General features: G+C 38.7%; 19 protein-coding genes and 4 tRNA genes. 13 read left to right on the forward strand and 10 right to left on the reverse strand.

The genetic code is table 11. The annotated features are described in order from the left end of the window. The first annotated feature begins 164 nt into the window (after positions 1 to 164). On the forward strand, positions 165 to 401 hold the full coding sequence (locus LGZ98_RS02630; protein ID WP_011146092.1) for a DinI family protein: 237 nt from the start codon (positions 165 to 167) through the stop codon (positions 399 to 401). A gap of 48 nt (positions 402 to 449) precedes the next feature. On the opposite strand, the gene LGZ98_RS02635 is transcribed toward LGZ98_RS02630, so the two are convergent. Beyond that, positions 450 to 608, reverse strand: a complete 159-nt coding sequence (locus LGZ98_RS02635) for a hypothetical protein (protein WP_158536539.1) — start codon at positions 606 to 608, stop codon at positions 450 to 452. A 36-nt stretch (positions 609 to 644) separates the two neighbouring features. On the opposite strand from LGZ98_RS02635, the gene trhO reads away from it, so the two are divergent. Continuing rightward, entirely contained in the window at positions 645 to 1,703 is a 1,059-nt protein-coding gene (trhO, locus tag LGZ98_RS02640) for an oxygen-dependent tRNA uridine(34) hydroxylase TrhO (protein WP_113042052.1), read from the forward strand. Positions 1,704 to 1,753: 50 nt separating this feature from the next. On the opposite strand, the gene LGZ98_RS02645 is transcribed toward trhO, so the two are convergent. From LGZ98_RS02645 to LGZ98_RS02675, 7 genes are all read right to left on the reverse strand, one after another. After that, positions 1,754 to 2,356, reverse strand: coding sequence for a response regulator transcription factor (locus LGZ98_RS02645; protein ID WP_113042051.1), 603 nt, complete (start codon positions 2,354 to 2,356; stop codon positions 1,754 to 1,756). A gap of 203 nt (positions 2,357 to 2,559) precedes the next feature. Then, positions 2,560 to 2,814 carry a biofilm formation regulator BssS gene (gene bssS / locus LGZ98_RS02650; RefSeq protein ID WP_011146095.1) on the reverse strand — a complete coding sequence of 85 codons (255 nt, stop codon included), beginning with the start codon at positions 2,812 to 2,814 and terminating at the stop codon, positions 2,560 to 2,562. Positions 2,815 to 3,014: 200 nt separating this feature from the next. Beyond that, positions 3,015 to 4,067 (reverse strand): dihydroorotase, encoded by a 1,053-nt coding sequence (gene pyrC, locus LGZ98_RS02655; protein WP_113042050.1) that lies wholly within the window; start codon positions 4,065 to 4,067, stop codon positions 3,015 to 3,017. A 216-nt stretch (positions 4,068 to 4,283) separates the two neighbouring features. Further along, positions 4,284 to 4,359 (reverse strand) — tRNA-Asn (locus tag LGZ98_RS02660). Between the two features lie 258 nt (positions 4,360 to 4,617). After that, a tRNA-Asn gene (locus LGZ98_RS02665) sits at positions 4,618 to 4,693 on the reverse strand. A gap of 23 nt (positions 4,694 to 4,716) precedes the next feature. Further along, positions 4,717 to 4,845: a hypothetical protein gene (locus tag LGZ98_RS02670; protein WP_262405135.1), complete on the reverse strand. Its 129-nt coding sequence runs from the start codon at positions 4,843 to 4,845 to the stop codon at positions 4,717 to 4,719. A 137-nt stretch (positions 4,846 to 4,982) separates the two neighbouring features. Beyond that, positions 4,983 to 5,058: transfer RNA gene (locus LGZ98_RS02675), tRNA-Asn, on the reverse strand. A gap of 717 nt (positions 5,059 to 5,775) precedes the next feature. Here LGZ98_RS02675 and LGZ98_RS02680 point away from each other — a divergent pair. Further along, on the forward strand, positions 5,776 to 6,852 hold the full coding sequence (locus LGZ98_RS02680; protein WP_262977673.1) for a hypothetical protein: 1,077 nt from the start codon (positions 5,776 to 5,778) through the stop codon (positions 6,850 to 6,852). 146 nt (positions 6,853 to 6,998) lie between these two features. Here LGZ98_RS02680 and LGZ98_RS02685 read toward each other — a convergent pair. Both LGZ98_RS02685 and LGZ98_RS02690 read right to left on the reverse strand, forming a co-directional pair. Further along, positions 6,999 to 7,074, reverse strand: a tRNA-Asn gene (locus tag LGZ98_RS02685). 144 nt (positions 7,075 to 7,218) lie between these two features. Then, positions 7,219 to 7,725 carry a YlaC family protein gene (locus LGZ98_RS02690; RefSeq protein ID WP_113042047.1) on the reverse strand — a complete coding sequence of 169 codons (507 nt, stop codon included), beginning with the start codon at positions 7,723 to 7,725 and terminating at the stop codon, positions 7,219 to 7,221. A gap of 484 nt (positions 7,726 to 8,209) precedes the next feature. Here LGZ98_RS02690 and cspE point away from each other — a divergent pair, with 484 nt between their 5' ends. The 10 genes from cspE to LGZ98_RS02740 all read left to right on the forward strand — a co-directional run bounded on the left by cspE (position 8,210) and on the right by LGZ98_RS02740 (position 22,068). After that, a complete protein-coding gene (gene cspE, locus LGZ98_RS02695) occupies positions 8,210 to 8,422 on the forward strand; it encodes a transcription antiterminator/RNA stability regulator CspE (RefSeq protein WP_011146114.1) in 213 nt (70 codons plus the stop codon). 454 nt (positions 8,423 to 8,876) lie between these two features. Next, complete coding sequence (locus LGZ98_RS02700) at positions 8,877 to 9,575, forward strand: MgtC family protein (RefSeq protein ID WP_191214824.1); 699 nt, start codon at positions 8,877 to 8,879, stop codon at positions 9,573 to 9,575. Between the two features lie 3,385 nt (positions 9,576 to 12,960). After that, a complete protein-coding gene (flhD, locus tag LGZ98_RS02705; RefSeq protein WP_112895064.1) occupies positions 12,961 to 13,311 on the forward strand; it encodes a flagellar transcriptional regulator FlhD in 351 nt (116 codons plus the stop codon). Positions 13,312 to 13,314: 3 nt separating this feature from the next. After that, positions 13,315 to 13,896: a flagellar transcriptional regulator FlhC gene (gene flhC, locus LGZ98_RS02710; protein ID WP_112895065.1), complete on the forward strand. Its 582-nt coding sequence runs from the start codon at positions 13,315 to 13,317 to the stop codon at positions 13,894 to 13,896. 136 nt (positions 13,897 to 14,032) lie between these two features. Then, entirely contained in the window at positions 14,033 to 14,920 is an 888-nt protein-coding gene (motA, locus tag LGZ98_RS02715) for a flagellar motor stator protein MotA (RefSeq protein ID WP_113042043.1), read from the forward strand. Next, positions 14,917 to 15,918 (forward strand): flagellar motor protein MotB, encoded by a 1,002-nt coding sequence (motB, locus tag LGZ98_RS02720; protein WP_228900877.1) that lies wholly within the window; start codon positions 14,917 to 14,919, stop codon positions 15,916 to 15,918. The genes motA and motB overlap by 4 nt, the downstream gene beginning before the upstream one ends. Positions 15,919 to 15,920: 2 nt before the next feature. Further along, the gene (gene cheA, locus LGZ98_RS02725; RefSeq protein ID WP_262977674.1) at positions 15,921 to 17,960 is read left to right on the forward strand and encodes a chemotaxis protein CheA; all 2,040 of its coding nucleotides are present in this window, start codon (positions 15,921 to 15,923) and stop codon (positions 17,958 to 17,960) included. Between the two features lie 57 nt (positions 17,961 to 18,017). Beyond that, positions 18,018 to 18,515 carry a chemotaxis protein CheW gene (gene cheW / locus LGZ98_RS02730; protein WP_113042040.1) on the forward strand — a complete coding sequence of 166 codons (498 nt, stop codon included), beginning with the start codon at positions 18,018 to 18,020 and terminating at the stop codon, positions 18,513 to 18,515. A gap of 170 nt (positions 18,516 to 18,685) precedes the next feature. Further along, entirely contained in the window at positions 18,686 to 20,380 is a 1,695-nt protein-coding gene (locus LGZ98_RS02735) for a methyl-accepting chemotaxis protein (RefSeq protein WP_113042039.1), read from the forward strand. A 53-nt stretch (positions 20,381 to 20,433) separates the two neighbouring features. Continuing rightward, the gene (locus LGZ98_RS02740; protein ID WP_113042038.1) at positions 20,434 to 22,068 is read left to right on the forward strand and encodes a methyl-accepting chemotaxis protein; all 1,635 of its coding nucleotides are present in this window, start codon (positions 20,434 to 20,436) and stop codon (positions 22,066 to 22,068) included.

The following is a 22,068-nucleotide window of genomic DNA, read 5'->3' on the forward strand; positions in this document are numbered from 1 at the left end:
TTATGATCTCGATTTTAGTGCACTTAGCTTTTGTCATTGGTAAAGAATGATAGCTCATAATTTACTGATAAATAAAAATTAAAATAGTTTTACAGCGCTATTTACAATTCATGTAGATAATATTACTGTTTATATGAACAGTATTGTTTGTGGAGGGAAAAATTATGCATGTAGAAGTCACTATCGATAAATCTAAAAAACTGCCAAAAGGTGCTGTCCCTGCGCTTGCTGTAGAACTGGATAACCGTCTTAAACGTCGCTGGCCTGATATTAAAACCAATGTGAAGTTGGCAAGTCATGATGGGCTATCTGTTCGTGGTGGCACTCCTGATGACAGGAAAGCCGTTGAAGAGATTCTACAAGAAACATGGGAAAGCGCTGATGATTGGTTCCAGCCTTGATAGAGAGTTACAAATGACTACTCGTTGAAAATCATTTTCGTTATCATATTACGCTTGATAGCGGAGGCTATCACTTATATACCCGTTATCTTTCAAGTTGCCTCTTTGTTGGCTGCACGCGCTTACCCCGGTTACATAGTTCGCTATGCTCCCGGGGATTCGCTCCCTTGCCGTCGCGATGCATCTTGAAATCCATAGGGTATACATCCCTATTTTATGACTTGAAATTCAGGAAAGTACACCATGCCAGTGTTACACAACCGCATTTCTAATAAAGAGCTGAAAGCACGTATGTTGGCGGAGACCCAACCTCGTACGACCATCTCTTTTTACAAATATTTTAACATCTTAGATCCTCTGGCTTTTCGCAACAGCTTGTATCAACAATTTACTGATCTTTCAGTATTTGGCCGGGTTTATATTGCTAAAGAGGGCATCAATGCTCAGATAAGTTTACCAACTCATAATTTAGAAGCATTTAAAGCTTTGCTGTACAGCGTTGATCCTGCATTGGATAATTTGAGGCTGAATATTGCGCTTGATGATGATGGGAAATCTTTCTGGGTTTTGCGTATGAAAGTACGTGACCGCGTAGTGGCTGATGGGATTGAAGATGAAACTTTTGATCCATCAAAAACCGGCGAGTACCTTAAAGCTGAGCAGGTCAACCAGATGCTGGATGATCCTGATACGCTATTTGTTGATATGCGCAATCACTATGAATATGAAGTCGGGCATTTTGAAAATGCAATCGAAATTCCTTCTGATACATTCCGTGAACAGCTGCCAATGGCTGCGGAAATGTTGCAGGATAATAAGGATAAAAATATTGTAATGTACTGCACCGGTGGTATTCGCTGTGAAAAAGCCAGTGCTTATATGCTGCACAATGGCTTTAAAAACGTCTATCACGTAGAGGGCGGTATTATCGAATATGCCCGTAAAGCGAGAGAACAGGGATTACCGGTACGTTTTATTGGTAAAAACTTTGTCTTTGATGAGCGGATGGGAGAGCGTATTTCAGACGATGTGATTGCTCATTGCCATCAATGTGGTGTGTCTTGCGACAGTCATACTAATTGTAAAAACGAAGGTTGCCACTTGCTATTTATTCAGTGTCCAGAGTGTGCAACTAAATTTGAAGGCTGTTGTAGTGAAATGTGCAGAGAAGAAGTCAGGTTACCGGAAACCGAGCAGCGTGCTCGCCGTACCGGTCGTGAAAATGGAGCAAAAATATTTAATAAATCCCGGCATCGTCTACAGGATGGGTTGAACAGTACTTCACTACAGTCTGTTGAATAACGAGATTAATCGCTGGCACAGAAATCAATGTGCCAGTTTATTTGATTTAGTTAATAGAGATATTTAAATACATTGTAAATAAAGCAGAGTTCAATTCTATTACGCACATTGATTTTTTCAGTAATGTGTCTTTTATGAGAATAGACTGTGCTATTACTGATTTTTAACTTTTGGGATATCTGGTAATTAGGGATTTCTTTCATCCAGTAATCGATAACTTTATGCTCTTGAGGGCTGAAAATAGAACAACATTGGTCGAATGTTGCTCTGTGTCTCTGAATTTCTTTCAATGTAGTTTTGCTAAGTTTATTAAGCAGATAGGTAAGATTTCTCTTTGCCAGAATAACAGCATTATCTTTCAATGTAATATAATTGTCACAATAAGGATAGGCGCTATTAAGGTATATATAAATACGAGTGTTATCTATAAGAGTTATAAATTTCTGTAAATCGGAACAGTAACTGGCATGATGACAATAATGTGTCAAATTAGCTAAAACGATATCAGGAGCAAAATGAGTTACAATATTTATAGCCTCATTAATTGACGGTGAGTCAACAATTTCAAGATCTTCGGCATTATCATTTTTCTTTAAAAACTCTCTGATACCTGAACGGGTATAATAGCACTCTTCAACAATCAAGATTTTCATTATTGCACATCCCTGTTCCTGTTTGGCCAAACTCACAATAAACGCCCTATCTATCAGTAGTCAACTCGGCAAATTTGATGATTAAGTTAGCTTAATCCGAAATTATTATATAGTGATATGGTATTTCAGACAAAATCTTTGAGATGAATCGATGTGTCTCCTAACCGGACACCCATTTATACGGGTGTCCGGGCTTAAGATTATTAATGCTTTGTATGGTTTAGATCGCTGTATTCTGAAGATTCGATCTTTTCAATTCCTGCTTGGAGGATGTATATCAATTGCTTTGCAATGTCAGTTGTCAACCATAGGGTTCGATCTACCATGACATGTTCTGGTGTTTGATCTTGGGAGGACAAATAGTGAAGGCGTAGCATCACTGCATCATATGTATCAACGGTACTGACATCCCAACCTACTACAGGATGCGTTTGAATAACCTCATCTTTACTGCCCATAAAACCTCCTAATCAGATCACTGCATTATTTATTAATATCATTGACTAAGAGCAAACTACCTCATTCTTGAATGAGTCATTAGTTAGTATATGCTTTTTAATGAAAGTAAGAAGGTTTTTTGTTAGGAATTGTAAGTCAATTTGTTGGTGTGTTGATAACTATGCAAATTAATGGGGATGATGACCATCCCCATGTTATATCAGTCTACTACTTTCACATCCCAGCGGGCATCTTCGCCAGCCAAAAATGGAATAAGTTTTTCATTATTGCAATCAATGTGTTCAATTACGGTAGAAGGTTTGCGAGTCAGTTCGATAAAGTCTTCATTGACAGGTAGCCCGTAAAATTTAGGGCCATTAAGTGAACAGAACGCTTCAAAATGCGGTAATGCATTCATCTCCTCAAACACTGTTGCATAAGCAGGCAACGCTGATGGTGCGTTAAAGACGCCGGCACAACCACAGGAGGATTCTTTCTTGTGTTGTGCATGTGGCGCTGAGTCTGTGCCTAGAAAGAAGCGATCACAGCCACTGGCGACAGCTGCCCGTAAAGCCTCTTGATGCACATTGCGTTTCAGTACAGGCAGACAATATAGGTGTGGCCGAATCCCACCAACCAGCATATGGTTGCGGTTGAACATGAGATGCTGTGGAGTTAATGTCGCTGCCAGATTGTCATCGCTTTCCAGCACATATTGTGCAGCTTCTTTAGTAGTTATGTGCTCAAACACAACTTTCAGTGCAGGGAACTGATTACGTAGTGGTTCCATAACTTGTTCAATAAAACAGGCTTCTCGATCAAAAATATCAATATGAGAAGCAGTAACCTCACCGTGGACGAGCAGAGGCATCCCCAGTTTTTCCATCACGGCTAATAGTGGATAAATATTCTTTATATCAGAGACGCCGTGACTTGAATTGGTTGTGGCATTGGCAGGGTAGAGCTTACAGGCGGTAAAAATGCCTTCTTTATAACCCATTTCTATCTGAGAGCTTTCAGTAGTGTCAGTAAGATAACAGGTCATCAGGGGCTGGAAGTTATGCCCTTCGGGAATGGCTACCAATATTCTGTCTCTATAGGCCTTGGCTCTGACCACTTCTGTAATCGGCGTAAGCAGATTAGGCATGACGATAGCTCGGCCAAAGTAATGACTGGTGTAGGGAACGACAGTTTTTAGCATTTCACCATCACGAAAATGGATGTGCCAGTCATCAGGGCGGCGGATTTTTATTGTGTATGATTCAGTGGTCATGAGAAACCGGCTCCAGTATATATGATAGGAACGAAGATGCTGAGTTCAGCATATCCAGGCCGGGAATGGATGATAAAGCTAAAATGGTTGAATAGCTATTAATGAATATAATTTTTAGAAAAAAACTCAGCCAAATCAACTAGATTAGGGTAGTCAGAGGTGGATTTTCTTACAACAAAGGAAAAATGAAACATGAGGGTAAAAAAGAGATGAAGTTGGCTCCTCCAACTGGACTTGAACCAGTGACATACGGATTAACAGTCCGCCGTTCTACCGACTGAACTATGGAGGAACTCCTTCACAACGGGGCGTATATTAGTGATATGTTTCGGCTTTGTCAAAGTAGAAAACAATAAAAAAAGTTTGTTTGCTGGCAAAATGCACGTGTTGTTATATTTTTATGCTAATTACTTGAGATTTGATGGAATTTTATTCCATTAACGTAAGTTGAATAGAACTACCGTGCTTATGTTATGAGTAAATAGTTGGGAGAATTAAGTAAAGACGTCAGAATAGCAAAAATCCCGCATTAAGCGGGATTTTCATAATTTGGCTCCTCCAACTGGACTTGAACCAGTGACATACGGATTAACAGTCCGCCGTTCTACCGACTGAACTATGGAGGAATTCCTTCACAACGGGGTGAATATTAACGATATGCTTTTGCTTTGTCAAAGCAGAAAATAACAAAAATGGTCTGTTTGCTGTCAAACCGAACTTGTTGATCTATTTTTATGCAGAATAAGGCTTGTTTGCTGCACTCTCTCACCCCGGTCACATCGTTATCTATGCTCCCGGGGATTCGTTCCCTTGCCGTCGCGATGCATCTTGAAATCCATAGGGTATATTACGTTGTAAGTGACTGGTGGAATTAGGAATGCAAAAAGCCCGTATTTGGCGGGCTTCTTATGAATTTGGCTCCTCCAACTGGACTCGAACCAGTGACATACGGATTAACAGTCCGCCGTTCTACCGACTGAACTATGGAGGAATTGTCCTTGACAACGAGGCGGATAATATCTTGGTATTTTGGGCTTGTCAAAGGGGAAAAGTAAAAATTGAGTTTGATTGGTTAACTGATGTTCAATAATGATGTTTTTTACCATTTTTTATCAATTAAATTTTTCAGCTCAAGAAACGCGAGAGTTAACTGATATTTACCCATGATAATTAGATGGTGAAAATACCATCTATATTTTTATTTAGAAAATAATTAATCATGAGCATTAAAAATATAATTAAATATATATTAGATAATTTTTTCTTTGTGTTACTTATGACATTTTTATATTTTATGGTAATTTTCCTATTTTATCTGTTTTAACAGATCACTTATTATATTTTGATATTTATTAGCGGATTTACTCGTCTATAATTATTAACTGAAAAAGTAATTTGTTATTTGATATCTGGTTTGGCAAACATGATATTAATCCACGCCAAAGCGAATGATAAAGAGTTTGCCATTAATAATGAAATCTCATTTTCTGCTAGTATACTAAGATATTCTCGATCTAATAATATATTTGTATATGCATATAAAATGCAATGCAATGAAATGAATAAAAACCATTTCAGAAAATATTTTAAATTAAATAATTGGTAAGGAGGTGGAAATAATTTTAAATATAAAATAAGCAGATAATATTTCCCCCGAAAAGAGTGGTTAATTTTCTGGTGATTTTTATAAAATAGATGAGGAAAAGTCATGAAGTTTTTAATTAATACTGATGTAACTAATTGGGTTTCACATAAAGACTGGTTTAACGTTCCATTACGATTGTTTGTAGTTCTACAGGATGATGATGGTTCTGTATCATTAGAAAATTACAAAAGTAAAATCGTGGTGAATGGCTTGAATGAGGGCGAATATGAAATCGTAAATAACAATAGCATATTTGATCCCATTAGTAGAGCATCTGAAATATTAGTAAAAATCAAGACAGATCAGAGAGTTAATGCAACAATTGGTTTTGATGCTGAAGTAACGGATGCGAGTGGTGGTGTGGTAGCGAAAGCCGCTCTAAGTCGATTTAAACTAAAGTCAGTAGGATTGGCAGCACCTGTATATCCGGCACATTATGATAATGTTATTAGCGGTGATGATATAAAAGCAGGAGTTAGAGTACTTTTTACTGATTCTAATATTTTAGATAAATATGAACTGAAATTTGTTTTTGATAATGATAATGTTGAAGTTGTTCCTGGTGTACAAAATAGCGGTGATATTCGTAGTTTGCCGGTGAAAAATGATCTCCTTACTGAAGGTAAACATGATAGTCTTTATTATACTATTAGCGAAAGCGGTACTGCTAGATTTTCTGCTATTCAACGTGTACTTGTAGAGCTTGATAAAGATTCTGCAACAGTCCAGGTCCGTCGTGATTTAGAAGTGCCTTATATTGAAGAGTATGATGAAAATAGGGGCCGACCAATTGGTGAGAGTATTATTGATTATGACATCAATATTTTGGTCAACGATGTAAAACTTAAAGATAAGGAGTTGAAAAAAGGTACAGTACATATAAGAGGGTATTCTGCTGACAATCGAGATACAGGGGAATTAGTATTAAAGATAGATTCTTTACAAGGTAGTGAAGATAATATTTTTCGGTTAACTGTAATTAAGCCTGAAGAAAATGCAGATGGTCAACCGGGTGGAGTTGATTTCTTTAATTATATAGGTAATGGTCAGGTAAGAATTCACTACGAAATATCATTTGTTGGTGAAGTGAATATATTGCATAAATCTAAAGAGAAGATTTATAAGGTAGTTCTGGATTGATTATTTTGGTGTCGGCGAATGTGTTGTTGCTTGCATAGAAAAAAAGCCCAATTCTTATTGGGCTTTTTTGCATGCTAGCCATATTTTTGTATACTAGCTATTCCATGCGTACTAGAGATTCTTTTTAGTATCTCCAGGCTTGAATTTGGCTCCTCCAACTGGACTTGAACCAGTGACATACGGATTAACAGTCCGCCGTTCTACCGACTGAACTATGGAGGAATCGTTCTTGAGAACGGGGCGGATATTAGCGATCAATTGAAACACTGTCAACGCAAAAGAGCTTACTAGTTTATTATTTGCTTGCCATATGAGCGCATTGTCTTATAACTGTGCTATTTCACTGAAATTGAGTACTTTTGTTCATTATCGGCTATTCATGATCGGTAACGATGTTGCTATATGTGATTGTTCAGGAAACACCATGATATAAACGTCATAAAAATGAATTTCACCTTTCATTTGTATAATGCGCTTGATTTCATCTTTTATTACCAATGGAACATGAGGGTGGGAACAAAGCTCTTTGATTGCACCGTCTGAGATTTTTTCGCTGACGAACCATTCGCCGTTGTAACATACCCGTAGATCAAGTACGCCGATATCGTCAAACCGATACACAGGTTTGATTTCGAGTAATAAAACCGCCGACATAATAATGAAGAGTACTGTAAAAGCTAGCAGTGAAAGTAAACTAAAATATGGGGCGTACCAGATAAGTGCAGCGAGAAACAGGTAGGATACAAGCATAGCCAGGCAGAGATAAGGATGGTTGCTGATAAATTGGCTGTTAAAACGGGGTTTACCATCACGTTGTTCTTCGATGTTGATTCGTTCAAGATCCTGAATCAGTATCTGTTTAATGATATTCATATATTGACCTGATTAAGCAAAAGAAAAGTGAAATATTTTCATAACTATATTGCTCTTAAGGTTAGCATGGGGGAGGTGATCTTACGTAGATCAGTTGTTTTATTTTAATCTGAAAATTGTTATTGATTAAGATTAACTCTAATGCTTTCATTAAGATAAAGGTTGAATAAATCAAAAAAATTTGTAACTAATGACATTGTTTGTTAAATTATTGCATTAATAATGAGCATAAATATTTTTTTTAAAACACCAATGCATAAAAAGGTTGCTATTCCTTTTCTATCATGAGTTAATGCAGCCGGCCTGATAAACAGACCTACTTTATGTACGACATCTTGAGTTAATGAGTTATGTGTAAGTGTTATCCTCAGATAGCCTTTGTTGACGCGTTTCCTTCTTAGTGCCTCCATAAGTAATAGCTGATATAACTGGCCAATACATGCCCAATGGTGGCAAAATTTTTTTGATATATAGGAAAGTCACAATGTCTGACAAAATGAAAGGTCAAGTGAAGTGGTTCAACGAGTCTAAAGGCTTCGGTTTCATCACCCCAGCTGACGGTAGCAAAGACGTATTCGTTCACTTCTCTGCCATTCAGGGTAACGGTTTCAAAACTTTAGCAGAAGGCCAGAACGTAGAATTCACCATTGAAAATGGTGCTAAAGGTCCAGCAGCAGCAAACGTAATGGCTATCTAATTGCTTGGATGATTTTGAAGCCCGTCACTATTTTCCCCATAGTGGCGGGCTTTTTGTTTGCTAAAGTCATATCTTTCTTTACTTATTAATTACTCCTGATTATACTTTGTACGAATTTTATTGGAGAGATAGCCATTGGATAGTCAAAGTTTTCAGCTAAATAGACAATAAAACGGCAAGCTATTTATTTCCTTTCGATTTGCTGCTTGCCAAATAAAGCGGGCAGTACCACTCAAAATATCTGAGCTGTACTTACTCAAAGAATGGTGTTATCCGGTACTTGGTCAAGTAGCCGGGATAGTATATTGGGTTTTTATTATGCTGTTATATATTTACGCTTTGTTACCTCCTGGTATGGACAGAAAGTAGGGCTGAATTAAACATTCAGCATACGTTTCTGTGTGCAAAATAAATGCACATGATTATTTATCCATTCTGTTGTATGGAGAATGTCATGTTAATAACTCCTTTTGTCTTTCATTTATTATCGGCTATGTGCTTTGGCGCATTAATTGGTGCTGAGCGCCAATGGCGTCAACGTATGGCAGGTTTAAGAACCAATGCATTAGTTGCGACCGGTGCAGCAGTTTTTATCCTCAGTTCAATAACAACTTCACCCGATAGTGCTGGTCGTATTGCTGCACAAGTTGTTTCAGGCATTGGTTTCCTTGGTGCGGGTGTCATTATGCGGGAAGGTATGAACATTCGTGGATTAAATACCGCAGCAACCTTATGGTGTTCTGCTGGAATTGGTGTGCTGTGTGGTCTTGGGCAATATTGGCTAGCTGCGATAGCAACTGCCATTATTCTTTGTGCAAATATATTGTTACGTGAGGCAGCCCAACGTATTAATTTACAACCCAGGCAGCAGGCCATTGATCAAGTACAGTGTTATAAAATTCACGTAGTGTGTGACAATGATGACGAAATTTTGGTGAGAACTTTGGTATTACAGGCTCTTAATGGAGTAGCTGTGAGGTTAAAATCACTGAGTTTCGCTGATAGAGTTCAATCTGGAAAATTTGAAGTGTGCGTTGAAGTGTTAGCAACACTGGATAAGCAAAATGAGATAGAAGCAATTGTTTGTCGTATAAGTCTGGAAAAGAGCGTTAGCTCAATAAACTGGAAAATTGCTTCTGAACTACCGATCTGAAAATCTTTTGTGTAAAACATCAATCACTAGTTTGATAAGGAATCACCGTTGACGAATGGCGTTTCGTCATAAGAAACAAACAAAACGTTGCCTATGGTGTGTTCTTTCGGTTAGGCAACGTCAATTAAGAAATCATTTAGCACTGTGTTGTAATTTTGCAGATCCTGGTACTAAGAATGACTGATCGAATATCTTGTACCAGGAGAGATGATGTTCTTGCTGATTAACGCTTCTCTAGGTAAAAATCGTTCGATGCGGTATTTTTAGCCTTGGTTTTGTCACTGGACTGATTGTTGAACATTGCTATTCTCATATCAGAATTTAGCCGTGGTAAACCTGATATAGGTATCATACGCGGGTACAGAAAAATTGATGAGTTGATATTTAATTTGGTTCTCCATCAGTTGTTCATTATTGTTCAGAATTTTCAGTGAAAATATCAATTATTTTCAAAGGTTAAGTAGAAGAAGTGATCTAAGTTTGTTCTTATATAAGAGTAAAATAGATAATAATTCTGCTTGATGGAGAATGTCGTGAAAAAATAATGGAAGTGGCTGATGGTTACCATCAGACAAAATTTTAGAGTATTAATTTAACAGTTCGATATTTATCCGATGATAAAGTAAAAACGTTTGTCATCTTTATGGTGATGAAAGAGTGATGATATTACAGGAGTTGCTAACTTTCCGTGATCCAGTGAAGGGGAGTGTGGCCCCTATTATTTCTGTATTAAGAAAGGGTAACACAGCAGCAGGAGTTCTTACCGAGGATAATTCTGCTATTACCGTCAGGATTTGTCATGATGTAGGGTTAGAATTCAAAGTTATTTTAGCATTCTAACAAACAGAGTTGATGGTGACGAAATCTTGAGAAATGAAATCAGATTGGTATTTAGCAAACTGTGTATCGTAAAAATTCTGTATTGCAAAAGAACGGGCATACAGTTGGTTTCTTGATGATAACATTAATGGAGCTGTGGTATTGAGATACGCTGATGTAGGAGTTTTTGTTAGCAAAGGTACAGATAGTGCAAAAAAAATCGATAGATATTACTAGGCTTGATAAGAATTTAGGGGGTCAAATGAAGGGTCGTTAAGAGAAGAGAGGCGAGTGGGAGTATTATCAACTGCTTGAATATAACGGCAAGTTTGAATTTTGGAATGTTTTTTCAATGTTGGTTATTTGAGCCTTTATTCCATTCTTTTTGGCGCAAAATATTCATTTACTAGTACAAGATCTGATGTGTGATATTTCTTGGTTTTTTTACATTGAGGTAAAATGGATTAAACCGTTCCTGAGAAGATCATTATAAATGAGGTATTAAAAATGTTGGATATTCTATGGCACTGGTGGAGCCAGTTTGTTTCATTTTTATTTTATAGATATATATGTTGATATTTATAATTTTTCAGTGAAAAATTTTGTTCATTAGGTTTTATTTTAGCCAGATTAGTGTATTGAATTGTTATTTTTTCAGATATCTTTTGTTTATATATTGTGCATATAAAGGATGTGTTTTGTCCAAAAAACAGATACATTTCCAGTGTTATTGATTACATAATTGATAATGATTCTCGATAGCTATATTCCTTCTTGTTTGATGAACTATTGGGTTTAGTGCCTTTGTTCTGAGAGTGTTTCTGTGATTAGGTTAGGTTGTAATCTGTTGTTGCATTAACTGTCATATTTGAGGAATAGTTATAATTACTCGGAAAATTACCACTATTATTTATATGGGAAAATAAATTTCTTATCAAAATCCTATTTTTTTTCATCTTTTTTATGGAATATCAGGATATTTATATCACCAATGATTATTGATTTCATTATTCTGGCAGGAAATGATATTGATTTTTATCTCTATTCCTATTAGTTATTTCTACGGTAAATCTCAATTAATTATTTTGTTCCTATAGAGTTAATTGTTTTATCTATTCTTATCATTTAAGAAAATGACGTTTTTGATATACGTTAATGACATTATTAGCTATGTTTTTTATGTGTATAAATAATTTTTTTGGGATGATGGTCGTAAATATTACATGAAATAATGAAAAATGGAAAAAATGACTTTTAATATTTCACTTGATTTGTATCATGAGAATATGAATTAGGAAATAGCATGTGTTTTTATTTAAATATTAATGTGTAAACTATTCATTTCTTGTATTATATAAAGAGTGGTAATTTAATTTATGATAGATATTTAACAAAGTTATATATTTATGTGGGTTGGAAGTTTTATTTCTGGAATTGTATCTCTTATAGAATTTTAAAGCAGATTGTAAGGATAATAAATCACATTCAATTAGTTTAAAATACCTAATATATTTAAAATATATATATTGCCAATGTGTGAATTTAATTAATGATTAATTTGAGGTATGAAGACTAAAGATGAAAAAGATAAAGTAATCAATAGAGGGGTTTTGCGTATTATTATATTATGAGATACAACATTTGATAAGTTTTTCTAATTAATTTTATTGCTATTTGGGTTGTCAGGAGTCGAAATAGACCAATTTTTCTGGCTATCTCTATGCTGGATATTGATTGTTATGTAATCAATAAAATGTTGTTATAGTTGTTTTTTTATTCATTATCTTACTGTATTTTATGCTATTTTTGTATGGTTAGTGTTATCTGTGCATGGTGGTATGCATTTTCAGTTAAGCCTTTTGGTTAAAAAAGGTACAAATCTAAACGAAAAGTGATCATACCAGTATCTTTTTTGCAACCAAATTTTACATAAACTTAATCTGTTTTATCGTACAAGCGGAGATGCTGAATCTCAGAATAAGATTATTGTTTACACTTATTACTCAGGGATAAAACTGTCTTTTTTAGTGTTAGTTTGACTCAGGATAGGATTTTTTATCGTTATTTTAAATTTATAAGTTTAATAGATCGTATAAAATCAAAAAATATATCTAATATTTTTATTTAGATAATTTAACTTATTAAAATTGAGAATTCGGATTTTATTTAATTGTTTGAATAGTTAATGAGCAATTTATCGATTAAATGCATATTAAAAGCCCTTGTTTTTGTGAGTTATGTCACATAGTATTTAAAATTGCGCCCTCTTTCCGTTGTATAAGTTGATGATTCAGGAGTAAAGTTGTTCTGCATTAAGAATATTCTTAATCGCTAATGAAAAATGTTATATCAGGTAACGCAATAATACTTTTTCAACTCACTACCGTAATATTTTTGAAGTAAGATGAATCAAAAGTAATACAAAGGATGGTTACTGCTCTGACTAAGCCTGTATATTTTAGTTATGTAAGAGATTATTAATCCCTAAGCTATTTTAGGAATTTTGTCACGAGTGGTTTTTCGAACACTTAACTGATTTTTTAATGTAATCGGACGGGATAGAGAAATGAGTACGGTTGAATTGCTCAAACATATTTATGACATAAATTTATCGTATTTGCTTTTAGCTCAGCGATTAATTAACCATGAAAAAGCGTCAGCGATGTTCCGTTTAGGTATTAGCGATTCTATGGCTGATACGTTGTCTGAATTGACATTACCTCAGTTGGTCAAGCTCGCTGAGACTAATCAATTAGTCTGTAATTTCCGGTTCGAAGACAGTGAAACTATTCAGCAGCTTACTAGGGAATCTCGAGTGGATGATTTACAACAAATACATACAGGCATTTTGTTATCTACTCATTTGTTTCAGAAGTTATTTTCGAAAGACGATACGTCAGTGAAAAAAAGAGCATAAAAGATGGCCGAGAAAAGTATAGTTCAAGAAGCTAAGGATATACAATTGGCGATGGAACTCATCACTTTGGGGGCACGGTTACAAATGCTTGAAAGTGAAACACAATTGAGCAGAGGGCGACTAATTAAGCTTTATAAAGAATTGAGGGGGAGTCCCCCGCCCAAAGGGATGCTGCCTTTTTCAACAGATTGGTTTATGACGTGGGAACAGAATATTCATTCATCGATGTTCTATAATGCCTATCGTTTTTTACTCAAGAGTGGTTATTGTGGAGGTGTAGAGGCTGTTGTTAAAGCGTATCGACTCTATCTTGAACAATGTCCTCCTGTTGAAGGGGACGCACCGGTTTTGGCGTTGACTCGTGCCTGGACGTTGGTACGTTTTGTGGACAGTGGCATGTTGCAACCTTCACAATGTCGGACCTGTGGTGGAACTTTTATTACTCATGCTCATCAACCTGTGAATAGCTTTGTTTGTAGCCTTTGCCAACCTCCATCACGTGCAGTAAAAAAACGTAAACTTTCCTTTGAGTCTGCCGATACTAATTCACAACTGCTGGATGGACTTGCTCAGCACGCAGTGTGAATTTAAATGGGAAAATTATTCCTACAGGTTACAGATTTTACTTTTTCCTCCTGTAACCTGTATTGAAACCACAACCATTCTGGATTCAAACTGCTCAACTTCCCATCCGCTCACCAACTTAGCTAAAGGATATCGCGTGTTAGTACTTTTAGGATATATCGTAGTTTTTGGTGCGGTAATCGGTGGTTACCTGATTGTAGGTGGTCATTTGGGCGCACTTTATCAACCCGCTGAATTTTTAATTATCACTGGTGCTGGTATCGGTGCTTTCATTGTTGGTAACAACGGAAAAGCGATTAAGGCAACATTACGTGTTTTGCCAAAGGTAATGCGTAGATCTAAATATAACAAGGTGATGTATATGGATCTGATGGCGTTGCTTTTTCGGTTGTTAGCAAAATCTCGCATGCATGGTCTTTTAGCATTAGAGCGAGATATCGAACATCCTCAGCAGAGTGATATTTTCACCCAGTATCCGCGTTTGCTTAAGGATAAGCATTTGATGGATTTTATCACTGACTACATGCGATTGATTGTGAGTGGCAATATGAATCCCCATGAAATTGAAGCTTTGATGGATGAAGAAATTGAAACTTATGAGCAGGAAAGCGAGATTCCGGCAACCAGCTTGATGATGGTTGGAGATTCTCTTCCTGCTTTTGGTATTGTCGCTGCTGTTATGGGGGTTGTTAATGCTTTGGGTTCGGCAGATCGCCCGGCAGGAGAACTTGGCGTGCTGATTGCTCATGCAATGGTTGGGACATTCCTCGGTATTTTGCTGGCATATGGTTTTATCTCGCCATTGGCAACATTGTTACGTCAGCGCAGCGGTGAACATCTTAAAATGATGCAATGCATTAAAGTGACATTATTATCCAGCCTGAATGGTTATGCTCCACAAATTGCGGTTGAATTTGGCCGTAAGACACTGTACCTCACAGATCGCCCTTCTTTCACTGAGTTGGAAGAACATGTTCGCCGGGTAAAATCACCTGTTCAACAAGAAACTGAAGAACAGGTATGAAGGCGCGTAACGTCTCTGTCATTAGGGTAAAAAGACGTAAAAGGAATGGCATCAAACATCATGGTGGTTCATGGAAAATTGCTTATGCTGATTTTATGACCGCTATGATGGCATTTTTTCTGGTTATGTGGCTGTTGGCAATTTCCAGTCCACAAGAATTGACTCGAATTGCAGAATATTTCCGTACCCCGTTACAAGTTGCAATTAATAAAGGGGAGCGTAGCAGTGATAGCTCGAATCCTATTCCAGGAGGAGGGGAAGATGTGCTTCATCAGGAAGGCGATATTCTGCGTCAGGTTGAAGTTGTTGAAGCTAATGATGAGGCTCGCAAATTAAATAGGCTGCGTGAGCAACTTGATCAATTGATCATTACGGATCCTCGCCTTAAAGCATTACGTCCACATCTGTTGATTGACATGATGGATGAAGGGTTACGTATCCAGATTATTGACCGGGAAAACCGGCCAATGTTTATGGTTGGCAGTGCAAAAGTTGAAAGCTACATGAGTGACATTTTGCGGGCTATTGCACCAATCTTGAACGATATTCCCAATAAAATCAGCCTATCAGGTCATACCGATGACTTGAAATATGCTAATGGTGAGCGTGGTTACAGTAACTGGGAACTCTCCGCAGATCGGGCGAATGCATCAAGGAGAGAGCTGTTGATAGGTGGGCTGGATGAAGTAAAGATATTGCGGGTGGTTGGTATGGCTTCAACGGTTCGTCTGAAACAGGAAGATGCCAGTGCACCGGTTAACCGTCGCATCAGTATTTTAGTGCTCAATAAACAAGCGGAAGAGCGGATTGAACAGCAAAACACCGGCAGCGATTCCTTGATTATTAATGATAGTAAGGAAATTCACGAGGTGATTGGAAAGGATTCGGCTGAAAGTAGGCCAACACAACAGTCCAATGAAATCACAGTATTGGCCCAGCCAACACCAGCATCGCTGGGTGCTGAGCCTAATCGTGTACCGACCAAGGTGACAAAGTAACGATGGATATTACCGCGTTTTATCAGACTTTTTTTGATGAAGCAGACGAATTGCTGGAGGATATGGAGCAGCATCTATTGCAGCTCGATCCTGATGCGCCAGATCAGGAGCAATTGAATGCTATTTTTCGTAGTGCTCACTCAATAAAAGGTGGCGCTGCGACTTTTGGTTTTATCAAACTACAGCAAACTACGCATGTTCTGGAAAATTTGCTGGACAGCGCCAGACGAGATGAAATGAGTCTGACGACTGATATTATCAACCTGTTTTTAGAAGCGAAAGATATTATGCAGCAACAGTTGGATGCCTATAAAAGTTCTCAGGAGCCGGATGAAAGTGCGTTTACCTACATCTGTGAGACTTTGCGCCAGCTTGCATTGGAAGTACAGAGAGAGAATGAAGGCGAGGTTGAGTCTGTCATAGATGCGGTGATGCCAGAGGTGACTGAATCTGAACCAGAATTAAAATCGGAGCCTGTTGCGACTGAAAATCAGCAAGGTAGAGTTCGGGTTCATCTTTCTGGTCTGAAAGAGCGTGAAGTTTCTCTGATGCTTGATGAGCTGAGTAATCTGGGGGAGGTTTATGATGCTGAACAGACTAGGGATAGTGTTGAAGCATCATTGGTAACATCAGCCACAGAGGATGATATCACGGCAGTTCTCTGTTTTGTTATTGAACCGGAACAGATCACTTTCTTGCCGGTAGCTGAACCCAAAGGCAAAGTTAAAAATAAAGATACAGCTAAAGTCGTTAAAACAACTACGCCGGAGAAAGGTTCCACATCGCCTGCCGGGCGTCCTGCGCCGATACCACCGGCTGGATCGCCACGTCAACGGGCAGAATCTTCCAGTATTCGGGTTGCGGTTGAGAAGGTTGATCAACTGATAAACCTGGTTGGTGAATTGGTTATTACCCAATCTATGTTGGCTCAGCACTGTAACGTTCTTGAACCGACTTTGCATGGCGATTTGCTAAATTGCATGGTTCAGTTACAGAGAAATTCCAGAGATTTGCAAGAATCTGTGATGTCTATCCGTATGATGCCGATGGAATATGTGTTCAGCCGTTACCCGCGTTTAGTCAGGGATCTTGCTAGCAAGCTGAATAAAAAAGTGGATCTAACTTTGGTTGGCAATTCCACTGAATTGGATAAGAGTTTAATCGAGCGCATTATTGATCCGCTGACTCATCTAGTCCGTAACAGTCTAGATCATGGTATTGAAGAACCAGAAGCTCGGCTTGCTGTGGGCAAATCTGAAACGGGCAACTTGACACTTTCTGCTGAACATCAGGGCGGGAATATTTGTATTGAAGTTGTGGATGATGGCGCCGGGTTGAACCGTGAAAAGATTCTGGCCAAAGCGACATCACAAGGGCTATCAGTCAGTGAAAACATGAGTAACGAAGAGGTTGCGATGTTGATTTTCGCGCCTGGTTTTTCCACGGCTGAAGTTGTAACAGATGTATCTGGCCGCGGTGTAGGAATGGACGTAGTTAAGCGAAATATTCAGGAAATGGGAGGGCAAATCCAGATTAACTTCCAAGCAGGTAAAGGGACAGTAACGCGGATTTTGTTACCTCTGACACTGGCAATCCTTGATGGTATGTCAGTGAAAGTGAATGACGAAGTGTTTATTTTGCCGTTAAGTGCGGTAGTAAGTTCTCTTCAACCGCAGGAAGAAGATATTTATCCCTTGGCGGGAGATGAAAAATTATTGCATGTCAGAGGAGAATACTTGCCACTCATTAAGTTATATCGAGTTTTTGATATTCCTGATGCAAAAACAGATCCGACGAAAGGGATTATTGTGATTGTACAAAGTGCTGGCCGTCGTTATGCCTTGCTGGTTGATCAATTAGTTGGGCAGCATCAGGTGGTTGTGAAAAATATCGAAAGTAACTATCGCAAGGTACCCGGGATCTCCGCTGCCACAATTATGGGTGATGGCAGTGTGGCGTTGATTATTGATGTTTCTGCCTTGCAGCAACTCAATCATGACCAATTGGCATTCAACAAAGCTGAGTTATTAGCAAAAAAATAAGCACTGAATGGGGGAGCCCCATGAAAAATCGTCAATCTCACAGTAAAAGGTAAGATCATGTCGGCCATAGAAGCGTTTAATAAATTGTCAGGAGAAACTGCCGGGGAAGGATATTTAGTTTTTACCCTAGGTGATGAAGAGTATGGTATCGAAATACTGAAAGTACAGGAGATACGGGGCTATGATCAGGTTACCCGTATTGCAAATACGCCGGCATTCATTAAAGGGATAACCAATCTGCGTGGCGTTATTGTGCCTATTATTGACCTGAGAATTAAATTTGCTCAGGAAACGGTAACCTATAATGATAATACCGTTGTTATTGTTTTGAATCTGTTAAACCGGGTGGTGGGTATTGTAGTTGATGGTGTTTCGGATGTTTTATCGCTCAAAGTTGAGCAAATCTGTCCGGCACCTGAATTTGCAGTAACATTATCTACCGAATATCTAACAGGATTGGGTTCACTTGATGATCGCATGCTGATTTTGGTGGATATTGAGAAGCTGCTTAACAGTGAAGAGATGGCTCTGGTAGATTCAGTAGCTAAAAGTTAATCATTAAATATCACTGCCATCATCGACATCGACAGATGGCAGCTACTTTTTGTCTATCCCTCGTTAATTTCATCAGAAAAAATATTCAAATTTCTTTTATACGACCAGTAAAGTTTCCTTTGATGATGCCGATAACAGAGCCATGCTGATCTATTGTAAAAAGGGAAAACATGTTTAACCGAATGAAAATAGTGACCGGACTGATGGCGGTCATCATATTATTTGGTGCTCTGCAATTTATATCTGGAGGGCTTTTCTTCCATGAGTTGAAAAGTAACAAGGAAAATCTAGAAATACTGGATAAAATGCGGGAACAGCAGACATTTTTGAATGACACTTGGGTTAATTTGTTACAGGCCCGTAACAACTTGAACCGTGCTGGCATTCGTTACATGATGAAAAAAGATGAGGGAGTCGATAATTACTACACATTGGAGCAGTTACTGACAGATGCCAGAAGTAACCTCTCTATCGCAGAGCAGCGTTTTGAACAATACGAACAGACCGCTAAATTGCCTATTCATGAATCAGAAAGTCTTAATCGCCTTAAAAAAGCCTATGATGTTTATATTTCAGCGCTTCATGAACTTATTGTTCTGCTTGAGCATGATCGGGCGGTAGAATTTTTCAACCAGCCAACGGGCAAATATCAGAGTGCTTTTGAGGAAGAATATAACTTCTATTTGACCCAAAACGATCATCTCTATTCTGATGTGGTATTTGATGCAAGTATCTCTTACAGAAATGCGGTGATTATGTTGGGTATTATCATGCTGATTCTGGTTTCAGCCATGATTTTTAGTTGGGTTAGCATTAAACATAGTTTGCTGAATCCGTTAAACAAATTATTGGAGAACATTAAGGCACTTTCTACCGGTGATTTGACACAAAATGTGACTGTTTCAGGCAGAAATGAGATGAGTACGCTGGCTGTTGGCTTGAAGCATATGCAAAAAGAATTTATCACTACTGTCAGTAGTGTTCGTCAAAGCAGTGAAAGTATTTATAACGGAACCAGCGAAATTGCTGCTGGAAATAATGATCTTTCTTCTCGCACTGAGGAACAGGTTGCTTCTTTGGAAGAAACCGCCGCCAGTATGGAGCAATTGACAGCAACTGTACGCCAAAATGCGGAAAATGCTCGTCAGGCAAGTAACTTAGCTGATAGTGCTTCTGAAGTTGCACGCCAGGGTGGAAAAGTCGTGGCGAATGTTGTACAGACAATGCGTGAAATTGCCGGTAGTTCTCAGAAGATTTCCGATATTACCAGTGTTATTGATGCTATTGCGTTCCAGACTAACATTTTGGCGCTGAATGCCGCAGTGGAAGCAGCACGTGCCGGTGAACATGGGCGAGGTTTTGCTGTTGTGGCAGGAGAAGTGCGTAACCTTGCACAGCGTAGTGCCGAGGCAGCAAAAGAGATCAAAACATTAATAGAAGATTCAGTAAGCCGCGCAGATACCGGTTCTGTCTTGGTTGAAAGCGCCGGTGAAACAATGAATAACATTGTCAGTTCGGTCACCCGTGTAACTGACATTATGGGTGAAATTGCATCTGCATCCGATGAACAAAGCAGAGGGATAACTCAGGTTGGTCTGGCTATCTCCGAAATGGATCGTGTAACACAGCAAAATGCTGCTTTAGTTGAGCAATCCGCGGCGGCGGCTGCTGCACTGGAAGATCAAGCTGCTGGATTGAAGAAACTAGTTTCTCTGTTCCAATTGCCGAATCTTGACAATAAATCTCAACCCGAAATGAAAATTGAGCATTTGCCTGTGGCTAAGACTTCTCCTGCTAAATCGAATCCACTGGTGTTGAAGAAAGCCAACAATGTGGAAGAACAAGCTAATTGGGAAACATTTTAAAACACTAAGCGATAACTACGGCTGCACATGCAGCCGTTAACAGAGGTGATTACATGTTAGGCAGGCTTCGTATATCAACCAGTTTATATCTGTTACTGATGATGTTTTGTGTAATGCAGATAATCTCAAGTGGTTTATCACTTGGAATCATTCGCGCAGATCAGTCTTATATTGAACGGATTGATCTGGGAACACAGAAGAGGGATACCTTAGGGTTGAGCTGGGCAGCTTTGCTGCAATCGCGTAATACACTTAATCGAATCGCTGTGGGGAAAACGCTGCAACAATCTGAGGATCATATTGGCAGTATGGTTGCTAATGTTAAGGAGACCTTAGATAGGGCTGAGATGCATTTTGCTGAGTTTATTGCGCTGCCTAAATTGAATGACGAGGATGGTAGTAGTGTATTGCTGGCCTCGGTAGAAACCAGTTATAAGGAATATATCAAAGCCCTTAGAGAACTCTCGGTTTTTTTAGAAAGTGGTAATTATGATGCATTCTTAGACCAGCCGACAGAAAAGTATCAGCAGCAACTTGAATCTGATTTCAATCATTATATGCAATATATCGGTGAGGAGATTACAACCGCCGTTCAAGATGGTCGTCTTTATTACCAAATTTCAGTTGCCATGTTTGCAGGTGCGATATTAATGGTACTGGTTGTTGCCTGGGCGGCTCATTGGTGGTTGAAAAAGAATCTGCTCAGACCTTTTGCCAATATGCGTAGCCACTTCCAGAATGTTGCGGAAGGAAAACTCAATAAAGAAGTTTCTGTTTTCACTCAAGATGAAATTGGTGAAGTGTTCCTAAAATTACGTGAAATGCAACGTTCACTGGTTAATTCCATTACTTTGGTAAAAGAGAATACTAACTTGATGTATAACGGTATTCAGGAAATTACTCAGGGTAATACCGATCTCTCTTCCCGCACTGAAGAGCAAGCTGCATCACTGGAAGAAACGGCAGCCAGTATGGAACAACTGACTGCAACTGTGCGTCAGAATGCGGAAAATGCTCGCCAGGCCAGTGAATTGGCGGTATCTGCATCGAAAACAGCCTCTAAAGGGGGCGAACTGACAGTGGATGTTGTGGAAACAATGGATGCAATTGCCAATAGCTCACAGAAAATCAGTGCCATTATCAGCGTCATTGATGGTATTGCATTTCAGACCAACATCTTGGCATTGAATGCGGCAGTAGAAGCCGCACGGGCAGGTGAACAAGGCCGAGGTTTCTCTGTTGTTGCTGGTGAAGTGAGGGATCTCGCTCAGCGAAGTGCTGAAGCAGCGAAAGAGATTAAGACATTAATTAGTGAATCCGTTCAGCGGGTAAGCCAAGGTTCCGAGTTGGTTAGTCATGCAGGGAAGACCATGAATGAATTGGTCGTTTCTGTAAATCAGGTCACGGATCTGATGGCTGAAATTGCTGCGGCATCTGATGAACAAAGCCGGGGAATTCATCAAGTAGCACAAGCTGTTACACAGATGGATCAGGTTACTCAGCAGAACGCGGCATTGGTTGAACAGTCTGCGGCGGCGGCGGCGGCACTTGAAGATCAGGCCGATATTTTGGTGCAAATAGTGGCACAATTTGAGTTACCCAATAATTCAGAAAATAAGCTTGAAAATGAACTTTCACTGACGCTGAAGTCTGCGGATAGTGAAGGGGCAGTCAATCAGACTCGCTGA

The organism is Photorhabdus kayaii (genome assembly GCF_025384895.1).
GTDB lineage: Bacteria > Pseudomonadota > Gammaproteobacteria > Enterobacterales > Enterobacteriaceae > Photorhabdus > Photorhabdus kayaii.

Coding starts and splice junctions, on each gene's coding strand:
- LGZ98_RS02630 (WP_011146092.1), top strand. CDS start 165: ATGCATGTAGAAGTCACTATCGATAAATCTAAAAAACTGCCAAAAGGT.
- LGZ98_RS02635 (WP_158536539.1), bottom strand. CDS start 608: ATGTATACCCTATGGATTTCAAGATGCATCGCGACGGCAAGGGAGCGA.
- trhO (WP_113042052.1), top strand. CDS start 645: ATGCCAGTGTTACACAACCGCATTTCTAATAAAGAGCTGAAAGCACGT.
- LGZ98_RS02645 (WP_113042051.1), bottom strand. CDS start 2,356: ATGAAAATCTTGATTGTTGAAGAGTGCTATTATACCCGTTCAGGTATC.
- bssS (WP_011146095.1), bottom strand. CDS start 2,814: ATGGGCAGTAAAGATGAGGTTATTCAAACGCATCCTGTAGTAGGTTGG.
- pyrC (WP_113042050.1), bottom strand. CDS start 4,067: ATGACCACTGAATCATACACAATAAAAATCCGCCGCCCTGATGACTGG.
- LGZ98_RS02680 (WP_262977673.1), top strand. CDS start 5,776: ATGAAGTTTTTAATTAATACTGATGTAACTAATTGGGTTTCACATAAA.
- LGZ98_RS02690 (WP_113042047.1), bottom strand. CDS start 7,725: ATGAATATCATTAAACAGATACTGATTCAGGATCTTGAACGAATCAAC.
- cspE (WP_011146114.1), top strand. CDS start 8,210: ATGTCTGACAAAATGAAAGGTCAAGTGAAGTGGTTCAACGAGTCTAAA.
- LGZ98_RS02700 (WP_191214824.1), top strand. CDS start 8,877: ATGTTAATAACTCCTTTTGTCTTTCATTTATTATCGGCTATGTGCTTT.
- flhD (WP_112895064.1), top strand. CDS start 12,961: ATGAGTACGGTTGAATTGCTCAAACATATTTATGACATAAATTTATCG.
- flhC (WP_112895065.1), top strand. CDS start 13,315: ATGGCCGAGAAAAGTATAGTTCAAGAAGCTAAGGATATACAATTGGCG.
- motB (WP_228900877.1), top strand. CDS start 14,917: ATGAAGGCGCGTAACGTCTCTGTCATTAGGGTAAAAAGACGTAAAAGG.
- cheA (WP_262977674.1), top strand. CDS start 15,921: ATGGATATTACCGCGTTTTATCAGACTTTTTTTGATGAAGCAGACGAA.
- cheW (WP_113042040.1), top strand. CDS start 18,018: ATGTCGGCCATAGAAGCGTTTAATAAATTGTCAGGAGAAACTGCCGGG.
- LGZ98_RS02735 (WP_113042039.1), top strand. CDS start 18,686: ATGTTTAACCGAATGAAAATAGTGACCGGACTGATGGCGGTCATCATA.
- LGZ98_RS02740 (WP_113042038.1), top strand. CDS start 20,434: ATGTTAGGCAGGCTTCGTATATCAACCAGTTTATATCTGTTACTGATG.